Source organism: Fluviicola sp., assembly GCF_030151805.1.
Classification (GTDB): Bacteria; Bacteroidota; Bacteroidia; order Flavobacteriales_D; family Crocinitomicaceae; genus Fluviicola.
Map to the genome: position 1 here is coordinate 1 of NZ_JASLCN010000478.1, position 17,145 is coordinate 17,145.

Consider the following 17,145-nt stretch of genomic DNA (forward strand, 5'->3'; position numbering starts at 1 on the left):
ACGAAATTGAAATCATTGACGAAGCCAAAAATCCGGAAGAAGGAATTGAGAAAATCAAGGCTTTGAAACCCGATTTGATCTTCCTGGATATTCAGATGCCGGGAATGACCGGATTCGACATGCTGAAAAAACTGGATGAGATTCCACAGGTTGTATTCGTTACTGCTTTCGATGATTTTGCACTGAAAGCATTTGAGGTAAATGCGTTGGATTACGTTCTGAAACCGGTTGATCCGGCACGATTGGATGAAACGGTTAAAAAGTTATTGAACAATTCCGAAGCGGATTTTCAATCAACGGCAAAAGCTCCGAAAATTGATCGTTCTTCGCGTCCATTAACGATTTCCGATTCCATTTTCATTAAGGATGGTGAAAAGTGTTTTTACGTTTCCTTAGACAAGGTGCGCATTTTTGAAAGTGACGGAAATTATGTGAAAGTCTATTTTGAAAAGAGCAGACCTTTGATTCTGAGATCTCTGAATAGTTTGGAAGAACGATTGGAGCCGCAACACTTCTTCCGTGCAAACCGCAAATACATTATCAACCTGAACTGGATTCACAAAGTAGAAAACTGGTTCAACGGAGGTCTTCAGGTGGAATTGAAACCTGTCATTATCAAAACCGCAACCGGAGAAGAGGTCCGGGAAGGTGAGAAGATCGAAATCTCCCGACGGCAAGCGATTAAGTTTAAGGAATTGTTTTCTATTTAAGTAGTGTCACTTCGAGTGTCAGTGCAACTGAAGTATCGAGAAGGACAATGCTTAAATTCCATGTCTGTCCCGATACATTTTCTTCCATTTCATTATGAAAATTACTCGACATGACATGGGAAGAAGTCAATTTTCAATCAACGTGATTCCATTATCATGGAGACTGATCAACCGTTGTTTGTACAGGTTTCCGATCACTTGTTTGAATACTTTTTTGGACCAACCTGTGCGGTATTGAATTTCTTCCGGATCTGATTTATCCGTTAAATCCAGGAAGCCATCATTATCGTGCAGCATGGCCAATAATTTCCGGGCATGCGTATCAATTTTGTCGTATCCCGGTCTTTCCAGAACAATGTCCAGTTTGCCGTCGTGTCTGACAGTTTTTACATATCCTTTCAGGTTTTCACCCATGCGCACCCTGCGATGCAATTCATTTTTGAAAACAAGCCCCTGGAACTTATTGTTTACAAGGACTTTCATTCCTAAATCGGTGAATTCCCAAACCATCAGGTCTACTTCATCGTTTACCTGGATTTCATCGTTTACCGGTTCAATATACATTCCGATGCGGGAAGTCCCAACCAAACGCTGAGTTGCTTCATCAATGTACATGTAAATGAAATAATGCTTTCCTTCTTCCAGGGGTTTTGGTTGTTCGCGGAAAGGAATCAGCAAATGTTTTTCAACGCCCCATTCAGCAAAGGCACCGTATTGGTTCACTTCAACGATTTTCAGGAATGCAAACTGATTCACCAGAATTTTCGGAGTCAGCGTTGTCGCAATAATTCTTCCTTCCGAATCCTTGTACAGGAATACTTTGACTAAATCATCTATCTGAAAAGACGGATCTACATATTTTGTAGGCAACAATACGTCGTTCCCTTCTTCATCTTCCAGATAAGCCCCCGGACTTGTAAACCGGTCGAGGCGCAATTCGTTATAAACTCCTAATTCCACAGGACAAAGGTAGCCAAAAGAATTGCGAATTACGAATTACGGATCGCAAATTACCTCAGGAGCTGAAAAGTATTTTGAGCGACAAACGTTATTTCCTGCCATGGTGTCATATTTATTTACATCTTTAAATCTAAATATTCAGTGATGAAACAACCCATTATTGCAAGTCTGTTAATGACTTTAGTGATTGTTTATTCTTGCGGAGGCAGCGAAAAAACAGCTCCTGTAAAGAAAGAAGAGAAAAGCAGACTTGAAAAGGCAGCGTGGTTATTGGGGCGTTGGGAAAACAACTCGGATCAGAACAGCTTATCAGAAACCTGGGTGAAAGATGGAGACATATACACCGCAGAAACATTTATCGTAGTTGGTTCAGATACCGTATTTAAAGAGCATTCGGTCCTGGAAGAAACAGGCAAAACGCTTCAGTGCGTTATTTCTATTCCCGGAGAGAACAACGATAAGCCAGTCGTTTTTACGATGACAAAGCAAACGGAGAACACGCTATTGTTTGAAAATCCGAAACACGATTTCCCAACAGCCATTCATTACGAACAGAAAGGGGATTCCGTGATTGCCTTCATTTCAGGAACACTTGAGGGAAAACCTGCTAAAGAACGCTTAGCAATGGTAAGAGTAAAATAAATCTGGTTAGAAATACAAATTACCGGATTGTTTTGCGGCAATGATCATACAAGGAAGTTTCAATTCGTTGGTAATCAACGATTGCGCGAAATTATCGAATTGAGGAAGCAAGCTTTCTGAGTGATACGCAATTGCAATCAACTCAATATTCTTTTCTTTCACGTATGCCATTACTTTTTTGGAATAGCCGCCACTTGAAGGAAGCAGGTTTACTTCACATTTTGCGCCCTTCTCATCGTATTTGTTCCGGATCAGCAACACACGGTTCTTTGTTTGCTGGGAAAGTCCTTCATCTGTGTGTTTTTCGCCGATGACATGAACCGTTGCGTCGAAAATACGTGCCAAATCTCCGGCAGAGCTGACGATCTGTAAACTTTCTTTTGTAAGATCAATCGGAACGACGATGTTTTTAATTTCCCGGTGTTTGGTTTCTTTCTGAACGATGATGAAAGGAACATCACAACTGGTAATGACTTTCATAGCAAAACTACCGGTCAGTTTTTGGAATCCTTTTGCTCCGTGAGTTCCCATCAGAATCAATTGGGCATGTTCACGTGTGGCAATTTTATTAATATCCGTAAAAATATCCCCGACTGTTACCAGGACGAACATTTCAACACTTTCAGGAATAGATTTTGATTTGATGATGTCCCAAAGTCGGGCTTCGATAGTGGCGATTTTTGCTTGATTATCTACTAAATGCAGTAACATAATGTCTGTCCTGACGTGTTGTCCCAAGAAAAGCGCATAGTCCAATGCAGTGTTTCCCACCTCCGTTAAATCATGCGGGACAATGTACAAATTTCGACTCATAGCAATTTATTTTTCACCAAAATAGCAAAAAAGTAGCTAGCAGGGTTGCTTTAATTTTTAACATATCGTTGTTGATTGATTATTTCGCCTATTTTAACGAAGATTGGCTTCCGGTTATTTTTCTAAATCCTTATAGTCTATACTTTTACAAGTCGATAAATTAACGTTATGTTCGGACTGATCCTCTTACTGATTCTTCTTGCCCAGGCAACACTTTCATACACCCTTTTTGAATACCAGAACCCTTTTTTAATTGTACTTGGAATTCTTCAGATAGCTCTGTTTTTCGGAAGTATGATCATCATGATGCGGCTTTTCCGCAACAGACGAACTGCTGACTACCGGAAAGGATTTAATGCATTTGGGGTTATGATCGCTACCGGAGTTCCTGCTCTTGTTTTTTTTCTCTTCGGGATTGTTTACCTGATCACAAATATCGTCTTCTTCAAGTATTTAGGTTACGGAATTGCGCTGGCGCTGTTTATTTCCATTCTTTCAGGAATTATCTGGGGAAGATGGAATTGGAAAACGCATCGAATTGAGCTTCCTTTTGATAACCTTCCGGAAGATTCGGACGGGTTGAAAATTGTTCAGATCAGTGATATTCATGTGGGAAGCTTTTTCAATAAATACGACAAAGTGGAAAAAGCCATTCAGCAAATCAATCAGCTGGAGGCCGACTTTGTTTTCTTTACCGGAGATTTGGTGAACAACATTGCTGAAGAAATGTTCGGTTGGGAACCCGTTTTCTCGAAAATCCAGGCTAAAATGGGTAAATACAGTATTTTGGGGAATCACGATTACGGAGATTACGTTCCGTGGGAAAAAGAAGAAACCAAGAATTCCAATTTGTCTAAACTGATTTCGATTCACAAGGAAATTGGATTTACACCTTTGTTGAATGAGGCAATCGAACTTAAACCCGGGTTCTGGCTTTTGGGAGTAGAGAATTGGGGGAAAGCTCCGTTCAGACAAAGTGGTGAATTGGAAAAAACATTGGAAAAAGTACCTGAAAACTCATTCAAACTATTGCTTTCACATGATCCGAGTCATTTTGACGAACAAGTGACAGGAAGTACGGATATTGATCTGACACTTTCCGGCCACACACACGGAATGCAGTTTGGAATTGAACGCTTCGGAATTAAATGGAGCCCGGTTTCCCTGCGTTATAAGAAATGGGCGGGATTGTATCACGTAGGAAAACAGTTCTTGTATGTAAACCGCGGATTCGGTTATTTAGGCTTCCCGGGCAGAGTAGGGATTTATCCTGAAATTACAGAGATTGTACTGAGAAGCACTAAAAAGTAAAACAACACATTCCGGAAATTCACCAAACAACATAAAAAACTATGTGTCCTAATATCTCTATGTGGTTAAATAATAAAACCACAATAGCTACATAGAACACATAGAAATGAGCAGTTTTTTAATCTTATTGAACGACAACGATTCTTCCGGATTCAGAAGTTCCGTTTTCGTTCAGGATCTGGTAAGAATAGGTTCCGTTTGCCCAGGTTTTTACCGGAACGGAGATTTGTTGTGTTTCTCCGGAGATTGAGTTTTCGTAAACTACTTTTCCAAAAAGGTCCGTAACCCGGATTTCTTTTGAAAGACCATTCAGCTTTGCAGAGAAAACAACCTGGAACATATCTGATGCCGGATTGGGGAATACCTCTGCCGAAGATTGACTCAACTCGTTGATTCCGGCAGTAGAAGAGATCACAAAGCAGCTGTCGGTCATACAATCATTTCCATCCGTAACTTCCAGACAATAGGTTCCCGGAGTTCCCACGATTTGATTTGCTGTCGAATTATTTCCCCATTCAAATGAATACGGAGCATTTCCTCCGCTCACCGTCACGGCAATATTTCCGATACAACTTGCACAGGTTGCGTGTGTGATCACTGCTGACATGTTTACCGGAGTTGGTTCTGTAACCGAATAGACATTGGTATACACACAATTATTTCCATCTGTAATCGTCAGGTTATAGTTTCCTGCAAGAAGATTCGTTGCAGTTGAACCTGTAATATTAATCCCGTTTCCGGTCCAGGAAATTGCATAAGGAGCTGTTGCTCCTGTTACCAAGACGCTTATCTGACCATCATTTGCTGAATGGCAAGAGACATTTTCAATCGTTTGGGTCACATTAAAAGCGGGGATTGACAAGATCTGGAAAGAAGAATCTTTCGAACAACCTGCAATATCTGTTATGGTCACAGTATACGTTCCGGCAGCTAAAGAATCCAGTGAAGCTGTTGTTTCTCCATTTGACCAATCGTATTGCAGGACTCCGGAACCACCGGTAATCGCCAGGTTAATTTTTCCTGTGCTATCCGGGCAAGTTGGCTGAAGAACCAAAGCTGTCAATTCGATTCCTGCATTCACAAACAGATTGGTTGTATCCAAACCATTGATTGCAGGATTACTTGATTTTATGCGCAAACGATAAGAAGCGTTCGCTGTTCCGGCCGGAACAAAACCGTGAATCGTGCCGTTATTTAACTGACTGGAAACAGATCCGATTGTTACCGGAGTTGAAAAAGAACCGGAAGCATCGGATAATTCGAGCGAGTAGGTGTTTCCGGTGTTAAATGTTCCGATTGAGTTAAACGTTACCTGAACACTGTCTCCGATCAGGGAAGAAACACACAGGCCGTTGCCGGTTTGCAACGAAGGAGCTGAAATGGACGGAGGAATTGCCACCATCGTTTTGCCGAAGATCTGCGTATTGTTCATTATGCGCATTTTTCCTAATGAGCTGCTTGCATGCCAGGCTACCAAACGAAAAACAACACTGTCTGAAGAGGAAACAAGGATTGACGTTGCAGGAACAATTAAAAGCGACGTTGTGGGATTGGTTGTAGGATTCAGAATGGTGTGAACGGTTGATGTTACCGGTACGAAATTATATCCTGTAGCAGGAGATTTATATTGAAGGATGCAGGAATCAGGACCAGTGCCTGATCTGCCCAGAATTAACAAAAGACTATCGACTTGAAACGAGGTGCTGCTGTTTGCAGAAGCCGAGAACGTAAAATAGCGATTGGCTGCAATCGCATCGGAAGAAGAAACATTTTGCCATTGACCGGAATTGATTCCGTCTGTGGCTGTTGAGAACTGATTTCCTTGTCCTCTGGAAGGTTGTGTAAACGTAACTCCCGATCCGGCAGGAAGAGTAGCAAAATAATTGCTTGGGGTAGTCAGCCATCCGGAATAGCTGTTTGGATTGAAAGGTGTTTGTGCTTTTGCTTCCCGGATTCCTCCAAAAATAAAAGTGCACACTAAAATGAATAATTGTTTTTTCATAGTTGACTTTAATAAACGTTTAAAAGAGTCCCCATTTCTGAGGACTCTTTTTCTTATTCTAATTGGTAATCTTCTTATTTTTCTGCTTTAACCACACGAAGTGTTTGGTTTTCAGAAGCAGAAGCGATACGGATGATGTATGTTCCCGCAGCAAGATTTGATAAATCAGCCTGCATACGTTGTGCTCCTTTCGATAAATACCCGTTGTGAATCGTCATTTGAGCTTTTCCTGAAAGGTCAAACAATACAACAGAAACTTCTTCGTCTGAAGTGGTATTGAAAGTCAATGCAACAGAACCAGTTGTTGGGTTAGGGAATAACTCCAATGAAGATGATTGACCAACAGTTGAAGTTGATTTCATGTCTCTTGACTCAGCACAAGCCACGTTTACAGCGATTTGTCCCGGAGTTGCATTGCAATTGTTGAATCCGCAGAATGTTCCGACAACATTGATTACAGAGTTTACACTTCCAATTTCAATGTTTGCACAATTATCTGCGATAGATTTGATTGCAGCATTTCCTGAAGCAACGCTGTAGCTATAAGAAGAAGCTCCGAAAGCGTGTGATCCCAAGCCAGTTGCATCATCTACTGAAAGTGTATCCCATTCTGTTGTCAAAGTAGGGAATCCACCGATTCCAGCCAAATCAGGATTTACAGTGATCCCAGCGTAAACGCATGATTTTCTAACCAATGTTTTGTTTTCAGTAGACCAACGGTAAGTTGCACTTGTAGAATCAGCATCTCTCCAGGCAGATCCCGGATCATTTCCTACAGAACCAAAAATATCAGCTGCTTTTCCTGAAACAAGGTTGAATAATACCAATGCATCGTCACCGTTAAACTGCAAGTTAGCAGAAGTCAAATTCGGAGTTCCGCTCCATGCTGTTGCTGACGGGTGAGCAATTACAAACACATCACCTACAGTCAATGTTCCTGAAAGTGCGATTGTATAAGTAGGAGCTCCTGTAGCTGATGCACCGTTATGGTATGCGCGTAATTCATATCCTGATAAATCAACATCTGAACAAGTTCCGTTAAAGATCTCTACGTATTTGTTGAACAAATTCCCTTCCATGTATTGAGAAACGATCAAATCCGGTGCTTGTACAACCGGACATACCTGAACGATTGTTTTAGGACATCCTTCAAAAGTAATCGGGCAGTATTGAACTTGCGGGTAAACGTGAACGTATACTTTCTGAGTCGTTGCTTCACAACCATCTTCGCTGCTTACGATCACGTAGTAAGTTCCTGAAGTTGTCGGAGAATAAACGTCCAACTGTGCTCCTGAAATTGCTCCATCCTGGTTGTACCATTGGTAATAAGGCTCCGTAATACCAGTTGTAGTTGTCAACTGAGGCATTGTAGCTCCTGCACAAACAACAGTTGCTCCAGAAACATTGATTGACGCTGTTGGTACCCCACAAGAAGTTGTAGAACCACATGTCATCGAAATATCATCAATACGGTATTGAGGATTTGAAGCAGAAGTTCCTACCAATGTACTTCTGAAACGGATACGCAAGTTTGCAACATGAGCTCCTGCAGGTAATGCTACTGCGGTTTTATACCATTTTGACGTTCCCGTGCCGGTTGGTAAAGCAGGGTAAGACAATGCAGACCAGGAAGCCCCGTTATCGTTACTGTATTCTACTAATAAATAGTCAACTCCTGTTGCAGCATTGGTATTTTTGTTGATCCCGAAACGAAGAGAGTCAGAGTTTTTGCATCCTGCAGCGTTGATTCCCTGCATTTCAAAATACTCCTGTGCCTGAATTAATGTGTTGAATCCTCCTGAAGCTCCGGCATAACCAGTTGATGGAGTAGTTGTTCTCATGTCTGCAGTTCCTACATAAGTAAGAGGAACCAGGTCAAAGTTTCCAGCAGTTTCTCTGGCACTGATTGTTTGAGTTCCGCTTCCTACGGTTCCCATTGTTTCCAATAATTGTCCGTTAGCGACAAACCCCATTAGTGCAAGTGCACTAGTAGCAAATAGTTGTTTCATTACATTGTTTCTGTTTTTCATGACTGAAATTTTTTAAAGTGAATAATAGTTTCGAAACCATTGTAAATTTACAACGAGGTGTTTTTTAACCCGTAAATGCAGGAACAACAATACTTTAAGCTTTTTAGAAGAAGATAGGGGATGCTTAATTTTTACTAAACAAATGGCATCAGAATTTTTAATGAGAAGCCTGGTTTTACTTTTTTTGCAGGAAAACAGGGGCTTGTGAAACGTGGCTGCTTTGAGAAAAAACTCCTTTCTGGTTGTTTTATTACCAGATTAGACAAAAGTCGAAAAACAACTAAATCGAACTAGTATCTTTTAATTCTACTTAATGCAATATAAACGTAATCAGGAATTTATATTCGGGGGCTATTGAAGTGTGAATGCCGAATGTCAGATTACGAATTACAGGAATTGTCAATGAGGGAATGATCAATTAGCAAAAAGAGAGAAGGGAGAAGGTTGGGAAGCTATGCTGTTTGTTATTGGTTTACTTTGTTTAAAACAGGTACAATCATCGCTATATCTATGCCTTATCTATGGGATATTGATGCCTTATTATCGGTTCAATATTGGATTTGACCTGTCTTAAAATAATCTCCTGTCCGAGAATTTAGATGATTTCCAAATCAGTGTGATTTTTTTATCACCTCTATTTTCGTACAAAACCAATAAAAAAAAACCGGACATTTCGACTTCGCTCAATGTCCGGTTTTAGTTTTTGTTTCAGCTTTTGTGATACTAAGGCTGATAAAGTGTCCTGAATCGTTGTTTGATTTCTTCCAGGGTATAAATGGGGTGTACTACTTCTTTCCCTGTTTTGTCGATAAACCCATAAGTGTCTGTAATGGATTTCACCAGGGCGATGTTTTCGTGGTATTCTCCGAATTTCCAGATTTTAGCATAAATCGGGTGAACCACTTCCTTTCCGGATTTGTCAATAAATCCATAGGTTCCCGCAATGGTTTTTACCAAAGACCAATTCGGTTGATATTCCCCGGATTTATAGACCTTTTTGTAGCCCGTTTGACCATAAGAAACGGAACTGAATAGTAAAACACCTATTAATAACTGTTTAAAATTCATTGTTTTATCATTTAATATCTAAAGTAATTCTTTTACAAACCTATTTCGTTGAACAGGTCCATTATTTGTTTCTGAAAACGCGGTTTCAGCATTCCGAATTTCATCTTTCTGAAACCGCTCAATTCCGGATTGATCTTGATCACGGATTTATCATCTTCAATATTCAAGGTAGAAACGATGAGTCCGTCTTTTACAAAATCTATTCTAAATGCGAGTTCTAATGTTGTTTCCGACCAGTTGAATGATAGCGGATCGTTGATGATTGTGAGTAATTTTTCAATTTGGTAATCAGACAGACTATATGTTTCTCCGGACGCTAAATTACTCAATACAACTTCGTTAAAAGCAAGCATCGGATACAATCTGTCGTTTTTATATTTATCGTTCTTCAAATCGATCAATAAACGGTGAATTTCTTCCTTGTAAAAATCCTTTGCCGAGCTTTCAGTATCGGTATCGCTCCCAACTAATAATGTATCCGCAAAGATTGAATCTCTGAGTTGCAAATCGGTATATTTCTCCCAGTATTTCGGGTAGTTGTGTTCAAAATTATTTTTCTTGATCGTAGAGGTGCAGGAGGCCGTTAAAACCACCAGACATAAAGGAAGGATTGTTTTCATTCTGAAAAAGGGAATCATGCTTGTAGAGTGTCATAAGCTTCCGAAAAGTGACACGTTACAGGCATCAAATTGTATCTTTTTTAGAAAACCTGTTTCCATTCTTCCGGTATCCGAAATGAGTCCTGAATTTTCATGCGCGAATTTCACGATCCATTTTCTGTTTTTTCTTATTAAGATCAGGAATAAAAAAGCTTTTCCACTCATCAAAAACTCGTCATCAGAATCTTAAAACATGTGTTGAAATTCATAAATTCCTCTATATTTGTGTTGTTAATATTCTTGGAATACCGGCTGTTTGAAGCAGCTTTTTCATGAGATTTACTTAAACTAAAACGCACTTTATGAGTCAATTAAATATCGATAAACAGTTTTTCAACCAAAATGGTTATGTTCTGATAAAACACGTATTCACAAAAGAAGAAATTCAGAAAATCAGAGACGATGTTTACAGTCAGTTTCAAACTGATCAACAAAAAGGATTGACTTTTGAGTTGCCACATTTAAAAACAAAGGCGAAATATTCAAAAGGGGATTTGCTCAGTAAGGAAAAATTGTATTCTGTTCTTACCGATGACAGAATGCTGGAGATTGCACGTACTATACTGGAAAACAATGATATCGTTTATTTCGGAGACAGTTCTTACCAGATAGGTAACGGACTTCGTGGTTTTCACAGAGATAATATCGACAGACAGAATTTGAATGGTCCTGACTGGCAGGGAGAATATCCGCTGATCCGAATGGGTTTGTATTTGCAGGATCACAAAGATTATAGTGGCGGATTAAAAGTGAAAAAGGGAACACATCTCAACGCTGATGGAAAGCCTGTATTTATTGACAGTGAAATAGGGGATGTAGCTGTTTGGAGTTTAAAAACGATTCATAGCGGGAATGCAGTTCGTTTAAAGTTGTTTCCAAATATAACGATCAATAGAATAGAAAAACATATTCCGGCATTTCTAAAAAAAGACCAACAGCAGGAACGTGTATCGTTGTTTATGACTTATGCATTGGAATCTCCTCACATGGATCGCTATATTAATGAGTATACTTTGAAAAGAGAGGATACTATTGAGCATGCTAAAAAATCAATCCGCGACAATTCTATCCAGGAATACATGAAACAAAAATCTGTTAAACTGGTTGATCCGCTTGCGGGTAAAAACTAGAAAAACCTTGTTGTTTTCAATTGATCTTTTTTCCGGGTTATTTTCAATCTCGAATTATTGATATTTATCAAAAGCCCGTTCTAAATGAAATTTCACTTAGAACGGGCTTTCTTATTTTCGATTCTTACTCGAATGGATATTGAATGAGTGTTCTGTTAATTGCCACTTTCCAAACGCTTTTGGCGCTGCATCGGGTTTTCGCTGCTTTGTTTTTGCTGGAACAACTGGAATCTCGTAGGTTTTGAAGCCGGAGGATAGGAGTTGTTATCCGTATCGCAATCTGCAGTTTCCAGGAAGGGATCCAATTGGAAAGACACAACCGGGGCGTCGAAAATCAACACTTTTGTAACCGTCAGATCATCCATTCTCCAGATCTCAGCAGGAATTCGTACTTCCTGTGTTGTTCCGTCTTCAAATTTTGCCTGAATGATCAATGGTGTTACCAAACCGCCTTTGTTTGTAAAGGCTAGTTCATAAAAGTGTTTCGGAGAATCCAGTAATCTTTTTTGTTCCGGAGTTAATTTTGCCTTGAATTCATCGTATTCTTTTTTGTCCAGACGATCCACTTTGTACACATCTCTTTTCGCATAAAAATCGTCGATGGTCGTATCTCTTTCATTCACTGTTTGCTCAATCGATTCTTTGTTCCGGATATCTCCGATAAATTGCGGTTTTGAATCGGCTACTTTTTTGTTTTCTGCTTTTTCAATTTCCGGGTTGTTGGAGTTCAATTGGAAATGTTTTACATAATCCAGGGAAATATCTACATATTCTGTTGTATAGAACCAACCTCTCCAGAACCAATCCAAATCCACTCCGGATGCGTCTTCCATGGTACGGAATAAATCTGCCGGAGTAGGGTGCTTGAATTTCCAGCGCTCGCAATAGGTTTTGAATGCGAAATCAAACAATTCTCTTCCCATCACGGTTTCACGCAAAATATTCAAGGCTGTAGCGGGTTTTCCGTAGGCATTGTTTCCAAATTGCCAGATTGATTCGGAATTCGTCATGATCGGAGAAATGAAACGTTTATCACCACGCATGTAATCTGTGATCATTGCCGCCGGACCTCTCCTGGAAGGATATCCGCGTTCCCATTCCTGTTCGGTGAGGTATTGAACAAAGGTGTTCAACCCTTCATCCATCCAGGACCACTGGCGTTCGTCCGAGTTGATAATCATCGGGAAGAAGTTGTGTCCGACCTCGTGAATGATTACGCCCCACATTCCATATTTCGTTTGTTCGGAATACGTTCCGTCTTCATTTGGTCTTCCTCCGTTGAAACAGATCATCGGGTATTCCATCCCAATTTGATTTGCGTGAACAGAAATAGCGACCGGATACGGGTAATCAATCGTGTATTTCGAGTAGGTTTGAATCGTATGTGCGACCAGTTTGGTTGAATATCGTTCCCATAACGGGTTTCCTTCTTTCGGATAAAAGGACATACACAAAATGTTTTTTCCTTTCACGACTGTGTTTTGAGCATCCCACATGAATTTACGGGAAGTGGCAAAGGCGAAATCGCGTACATTTTTTGCTTTAAATGTCCAGGTTTTAGTACTTGTAACTTTATTCTTTTCTGCATTTTCAGCTTCCGGCTGTGTTACAATTAAAACAGGAGTATTGGACGTTTTTGCTTTGTCCATGCGTTGTCTCTGCTCGGCAGTCATGACTGCTGCTCCGTTTTGAAGTTCTCCGGTTCCGGCCACAATGTGATCGGAAGGAACTGTAATCGAAACGTCGTAATCTCCGAATGGAAGCGTAAACTCTCCTTTTCCAAGAAATTGCTTGTTCTGCCAGCCTTCAACATCGTTGTAAACACACATTCTCGGGAAGAATTGCGCAATCGTATATAAGTAGTTCTTGTCTTTTTCGAAGTATTCGTAACCGGATCTTCCGCCAACTTTCATCCGGTCGTTGATGTTATACCACCATTTTATTTTAAAGGAAATGCTTTGTTTTGGAGCCAATGGTTTTGCCGGATCAATACGCATCATGGTTTTGTTGATCGCATAACGCATTCTTTCTCCGTTTACTGTTGAAACGGACTCGATATTGAATCCTCCTTCAAACACCATCAGTCTTCGTTCCACATCTTTAATCGACTGAAAGTTTTCCATTTTCTCTACTTCAATCAGTTTGCTGTCCGAATCCGGCCTGTAAATATTCTGATCCAATTGCAACCATAAATACTCCAGGATATCCGGCGAATTGTTGGTATACGTAATGATCTCTTCTCCACGGATGATTTGTTTGTCATCTTCCAGCGTGATGTTCATTTTGTAATCTGCTTTCTGCTGATAATATCCGTGTCCGGGAGCTCCGGCAGCTGTTCGATATTCATTCGGAGTTGGCAACTCAATATCCAATTGTGCAAATTTGGTTTGTGCAGACAGGGTGAATGCCGAGAGAATAATTGAGAAAGAGAGGATTTTTTTCATAATTACAGGGTTATGATTTCTGTAGGTTTACCTGGTAAAAATACCGCAGTTTGTTTTCGTTTCAGATGGATCCATGTGATCTTATTCTGTTGATTCGGGAAAGATTCCATTAGTAAGTCGAACTTGAAGTTAAGCTCCTTATCTAATTCAACTTGAGCACTTTCCAAATAGGCATATAATTGTCCGTTTGGCAATACGTCGAAGCCCATTAAGGAAAGATTGATCGGGGAGTGGCCGTTTGAAATGGAGAATCCGTTTAACAAATACGTTTCCAGTTGTTTCTTAAATTCTTTGTTTTGAGCCTGATCTTCGATGTGTTTGTCAAGCGTTACACCTGTCTTTTTTAAATCAAACTCCACATCGTGGGCACTCATTTCCAGGGTAATCTCGAATTTCTTTGTTGCTTCATTGTACTCGATTTCACCGAACGCAAAGTAATATTCGTGCGCCCGGACGGAGAACAAAGCCAAAGAAAACAAACAAAACATCAAGAGTTTCTTCATAAAGTAGATTTTCCCGAAAGCAAAAATAGCAGAATGCTTTTAGTAGCGTCTTAATTTTTGACTAAAGGGGAGTTATTTTGGTTAAGCAGTCGAAAAAACGGGATGAAAAATAAACTTACCAGGGTAAGTGGTGGATAAGTGTACTCTTATCCACATTGTTTAGTAAACAAAAAAAGGAGTTCGAAATGAACTCCTTTTGTCTGTATTGAATAATCCATTGTTTTATGGGGTAGAAACTTCCCATACGTGGAGTAATTCTTCATTGCTCCGTTCGGTCTTCATCTACTACTGAGGTTTTTATTTATTCCCCTTCGCGTGATCAGCTAAGAATTGTGCTAATCCGTTATCTGTTAAGGGGTGTTTTGCCAATGCTAAAATGGCACTTAAAGGTCCGGTCATTACATCCGATCCGATTTCAGCGCATTGAATAATATGCATCGGATGGCGGATAGAAGCTGCCAGGATTTCTGTTTCAAATCCGTAATTATCGAAAATGATTCTGATTTGCTGAATCAAATCCATCCCGTTTGTTGAAACATCATCCAAACGTCCAACGAAAGGTGAAACATAACTTGCACCAGCTTTCGCAGCCAATAATGCTTGTCCGGCGCTGAAGATCAGGGTGCAATTTGTTTTGATTCCTTTGGATGAGAAGTACTTGATTGCTTTAATTCCTGCAGGAATCATCGGGATTTTCACCACAATGTTCTTATGCAATTCAGCCAACGCTTCTCCTTCGCGGATCATTCCTTCAAAGTCTGTTGCGATTACTTCTGCGCTTACCGGTCCGTCAACAATGTTGCAAATGTCAACATAGTGCTTCAAAATATTGTTTTGTCCGGAAACCCCTTCTTTGGCCATCAAAGACGGATTGGTTGTTACCCCGTCCAAAATCCCTAAGTCGTTTGCTTCGCGGATATCATTCAGATTTGCTGTATCGATGAAAAATTTCATGTTTATTGAATTTGAAAGGCAAAGATAAAAGCATTTAGTAAGTTGGAGGAATGCAGGAGAGGGAAGTTTTGCACAGGTATGATACAAACGGGCAGATAATGTGCCTGTTTTTCACGCAGATTGTGCGGATAGTCTATCTAAAACCTATGCTGAAAACACTGAAATTTAGGGACTGAAGTAATTTCCCAATATTGGGACAAAGAAATAAATGTTATGTCGCAAAGCATATCTGGATGCGGGAAGTTTACTTTGAAATCTGAAATCAAATGCGGACGTAATATTGCGGAATTACGTCCATAGCCTGATTGAAATCACTTGATTCCTTCAATCAACTTCAATACAAATTTCATCTGTGAATCCTCATTCTTCATGAAATCCTCAAACGACAATAAAACTCTGTAATCCGGAATAATTCCCCTCCCAACCGGCTGATCAGCTCTCACGGGCGCATCCTGCTCTACATGAACAATCGAAAAACGGGTAGTGATCTGAGAGTTCGGAAGTACATATTCGACCGGGAAATGACCATTATGTCCGTAATAACCACCTGATGTTTCCATCCCAACGATTGTTGCCGGAGAATGCCCCCGAACCAATGAAGCGAAATGAGATGCCGCCGATCCTACGTTTTCATCTATTACTAAATACAATTTCCCGGTGAATCTGTTTGAATCCGGATAGTAGGGCGGGTTGTGACTTTGATTCTGAAAAAAGCGATTTTCCTTCTTCACTGAGAATATCTCCTGCAAATAACTGTTTGTTGCATTTAATCCCTGTTTCCGGTTGCCTTTGTCTTCCGATTCCGATTTAAAATACTGCGGATAGGGTAGTTTGTTGAAGAGAATAAATGCTTCTTTGTTTTCCTTGAAAGTCTGAGTTGTCAGATAAGTAAACACTTTTTCATACGTCGGATCATTGCCCCCCGGATTGTTGCGGATATCTACAATTAAGTTCGTTATTTTTTCAGATTTCACTAATGAAAACACACTGTCCAGGTAAGACGAGAATACAGCAAAATCAGGATCTTCCGCATTGGAGGCCATGGTAAATATCCTGAAATTCAACAAAGCCGTGTTTTCATTGATGCGTTGGAAGCTGTATTTCTCCTGCACATTAGAATCGGTAATGCTATCTAATTTTGCTGAATGTCGTGCAAAATACCTGTTTCGATTTTCTTCCTGGCTGATACTTTTCAACTGAATCTTTTGAATCTGCTCAGAACCATGTGCTTTATATTCAATGTCAAAAAACTCTGAAACTCCCATTTCAAAAGGGAAGATCCAACCGAATACGTTTTCGATACTTGCTCTTGTCTTAGCGGTCATGTTGTAACCGTCTGTTGTCAGATACTTGTAAAACCGTTTTTGAAGTTCCTGATCTGAAATCCCGTTGATACTTACAAGTTGAGAACCCAAAGGAATTTCGACATTTGAATTATTCACAAGCATTTTCCCATCTACATGCTTCAGAAAGAAAGGAAAATATCCGCGGTCTTTTTGCATCAGAGCAGCAGGTTTATATGGCAAACTCGTTCCGTTGTGATTACTTCCTTCAAAATCGGTCAAAACCAACAAAATCTTATAGAAGTCTGTTATGCTTAATTCGGTTTTCACCTTTTCAAAAGCGCTGGAATAAATGCTGTCAATACTCTGACGACTTCTGTATCTGTACAGGCCTGAATTGGCTTTTTCGCGGATAGCTCTGAAAACAGCCAGGTCTTCTTTCATTTGTTTCGGAGATAATTTCCGGTTCTTCCAACTCTCTTCCGAAACGGCTTCTCTAAGCTGAATGGAACAGGTTCCTTTTTTTGCATTTCCGGCTTCTGTGAGCGGTTCAACTGTTAGTATAAAGTGAACAATATACTGTTGTTGCTAAGCTTTTAGAAGATATAGAATTCAAGAATATGCTTTCAGAAGAAG

14 protein-coding genes are annotated in these 17,145 nt (G+C 40.1%); 4 read left to right on the forward strand and 10 right to left on the reverse strand.

Going from position 1 to position 17,145, the window contains the following annotated elements:
• On the forward strand, window positions 1-710 hold a 710-nt coding region (locus Q1V93_RS18115; RefSeq protein ID WP_300666613.1), incomplete at its 5' end, for a LytTR family DNA-binding domain-containing protein.
• A gap of 126 nt (window positions 711-836) precedes the next feature.
• On the opposite strand, the gene Q1V93_RS18120 is transcribed toward Q1V93_RS18115, so the two are convergent.
• Window positions 837-1,670, reverse strand: coding sequence for a S1-like domain-containing RNA-binding protein (locus tag Q1V93_RS18120; RefSeq protein ID WP_300666614.1), 834 nt, complete (start codon window positions 1,668-1,670; stop codon window positions 837-839).
• 144 nt (window positions 1,671-1,814) lie between these two features.
• Here Q1V93_RS18120 and Q1V93_RS18125 point away from each other — a divergent pair, with 144 nt between their 5' ends.
• Window positions 1,815-2,312 carry a DUF6265 family protein gene (locus Q1V93_RS18125; protein ID WP_300666616.1) on the forward strand — a complete coding sequence of 166 codons (498 nt, stop codon included), beginning with the start codon at window positions 1,815-1,817 and terminating at the stop codon, window positions 2,310-2,312.
• 6 nt (window positions 2,313-2,318) lie between these two features.
• Here Q1V93_RS18125 and Q1V93_RS18130 read toward each other — a convergent pair whose 3' ends face one another.
• Window positions 2,319-3,125, reverse strand: coding sequence for a universal stress protein (locus tag Q1V93_RS18130; RefSeq protein ID WP_300666618.1), 807 nt, complete (start codon window positions 3,123-3,125; stop codon window positions 2,319-2,321).
• 168 nt (window positions 3,126-3,293) lie between these two features.
• On the opposite strand from Q1V93_RS18130, the gene Q1V93_RS18135 reads away from it, so the two are divergent.
• Window positions 3,294-4,436 carry a metallophosphoesterase gene (locus tag Q1V93_RS18135; protein ID WP_300666620.1) on the forward strand — a complete coding sequence of 381 codons (1,143 nt, stop codon included), beginning with the start codon at window positions 3,294-3,296 and terminating at the stop codon, window positions 4,434-4,436.
• A gap of 124 nt (window positions 4,437-4,560) precedes the next feature.
• Here the strand turns inward: Q1V93_RS18135 and Q1V93_RS18140 are convergent, their stop codons facing one another.
• From Q1V93_RS18140 to Q1V93_RS18155, 4 genes are all read right to left on the reverse strand, one after another.
• Window positions 4,561-6,438, reverse strand: a complete 1,878-nt coding sequence (locus Q1V93_RS18140; RefSeq protein WP_300666621.1) for a T9SS type A sorting domain-containing protein — start codon at window positions 6,436-6,438, stop codon at window positions 4,561-4,563.
• A gap of 74 nt (window positions 6,439-6,512) precedes the next feature.
• Window positions 6,513-8,468, reverse strand: a complete 1,956-nt coding sequence (locus Q1V93_RS18145) for a T9SS type A sorting domain-containing protein (RefSeq protein WP_300666623.1) — start codon at window positions 8,466-8,468, stop codon at window positions 6,513-6,515.
• A gap of 723 nt (window positions 8,469-9,191) precedes the next feature.
• A complete protein-coding gene (locus tag Q1V93_RS18150) occupies window positions 9,192-9,536 on the reverse strand; it encodes a WG repeat-containing protein (RefSeq protein ID WP_300666625.1) in 345 nt (114 codons plus the stop codon).
• Window positions 9,537-9,568: 32 nt separating this feature from the next.
• On the reverse strand, window positions 9,569-10,156 hold the full coding sequence (locus Q1V93_RS18155) for a hypothetical protein (protein WP_300666626.1): 588 nt from the start codon (window positions 10,154-10,156) through the stop codon (window positions 9,569-9,571).
• A 341-nt stretch (window positions 10,157-10,497) separates the two neighbouring features.
• Here Q1V93_RS18155 and Q1V93_RS18160 point away from each other — a divergent pair, with 341 nt between their 5' ends.
• Window positions 10,498-11,325, forward strand: coding sequence for a phytanoyl-CoA dioxygenase family protein (locus Q1V93_RS18160; protein WP_300666628.1), 828 nt, complete (start codon window positions 10,498-10,500; stop codon window positions 11,323-11,325).
• Window positions 11,326-11,480: 155 nt separating this feature from the next.
• On the opposite strand, the gene Q1V93_RS18165 is transcribed toward Q1V93_RS18160, so the two are convergent.
• From Q1V93_RS18165 to Q1V93_RS18180, 4 genes are all read right to left on the reverse strand, one after another.
• The gene (locus Q1V93_RS18165; RefSeq protein WP_300666630.1) at window positions 11,481-13,769 is read right to left on the reverse strand and encodes a M1 family metallopeptidase; all 2,289 of its coding nucleotides are present in this window, start codon (window positions 13,767-13,769) and stop codon (window positions 11,481-11,483) included.
• A 2-nt stretch (window positions 13,770-13,771) separates the two neighbouring features.
• The gene (locus Q1V93_RS18170; RefSeq protein ID WP_300666631.1) at window positions 13,772-14,272 is read right to left on the reverse strand and encodes a DUF6702 family protein; all 501 of its coding nucleotides are present in this window, start codon (window positions 14,270-14,272) and stop codon (window positions 13,772-13,774) included.
• A gap of 297 nt (window positions 14,273-14,569) precedes the next feature.
• On the reverse strand, window positions 14,570-15,226 hold the full coding sequence (gene fsa / locus Q1V93_RS18175; protein ID WP_300666633.1) for a fructose-6-phosphate aldolase: 657 nt from the start codon (window positions 15,224-15,226) through the stop codon (window positions 14,570-14,572).
• Between the two features lie 311 nt (window positions 15,227-15,537).
• The gene (locus Q1V93_RS18180; protein WP_300666634.1) at window positions 15,538-16,953 is read right to left on the reverse strand and encodes a S41 family peptidase; all 1,416 of its coding nucleotides are present in this window, start codon (window positions 16,951-16,953) and stop codon (window positions 15,538-15,540) included.
• Between the last annotated feature and the right edge of the window lie 192 nt (window positions 16,954-17,145).

Excerpts from the sequence above, each read along its gene's own strand:
- Q1V93_RS18125 (WP_300666616.1), top strand. The coding sequence starts at position 1,815 with ATGAAACAACCCATTATTGCAAGTCTGTTAATGACTTTAGTGATTGTT.
- Q1V93_RS18130 (WP_300666618.1), bottom strand. The coding sequence starts at position 3,125 with ATGAGTCGAAATTTGTACATTGTCCCGCATGATTTAACGGAGGTGGGA.
- Q1V93_RS18135 (WP_300666620.1), top strand. The coding sequence starts at position 3,294 with ATGTTCGGACTGATCCTCTTACTGATTCTTCTTGCCCAGGCAACACTT.
- Q1V93_RS18140 (WP_300666621.1), bottom strand. The coding sequence starts at position 6,438 with ATGAAAAAACAATTATTCATTTTAGTGTGCACTTTTATTTTTGGAGGA.
- Q1V93_RS18145 (WP_300666623.1), bottom strand. The coding sequence starts at position 8,468 with ATGAAAAACAGAAACAATGTAATGAAACAACTATTTGCTACTAGTGCA.
- Q1V93_RS18150 (WP_300666625.1), bottom strand. The coding sequence starts at position 9,536 with ATGAATTTTAAACAGTTATTAATAGGTGTTTTACTATTCAGTTCCGTT.
- Q1V93_RS18155 (WP_300666626.1), bottom strand. The coding sequence starts at position 10,156 with ATGAAAACAATCCTTCCTTTATGTCTGGTGGTTTTAACGGCCTCCTGC.
- Q1V93_RS18160 (WP_300666628.1), top strand. The coding sequence starts at position 10,498 with ATGAGTCAATTAAATATCGATAAACAGTTTTTCAACCAAAATGGTTAT.
- Q1V93_RS18165 (WP_300666630.1), bottom strand. The coding sequence starts at position 13,769 with ATGAAAAAAATCCTCTCTTTCTCAATTATTCTCTCGGCATTCACCCTG.
- Q1V93_RS18170 (WP_300666631.1), bottom strand. The coding sequence starts at position 14,272 with ATGAAGAAACTCTTGATGTTTTGTTTGTTTTCTTTGGCTTTGTTCTCC.
- fsa (WP_300666633.1), bottom strand. The coding sequence starts at position 15,226 with ATGAAATTTTTCATCGATACAGCAAATCTGAATGATATCCGCGAAGCA.
- Q1V93_RS18180 (WP_300666634.1), bottom strand. The coding sequence starts at position 16,953 with ATGAAAGAAGACCTGGCTGTTTTCAGAGCTATCCGCGAAAAAGCCAAT.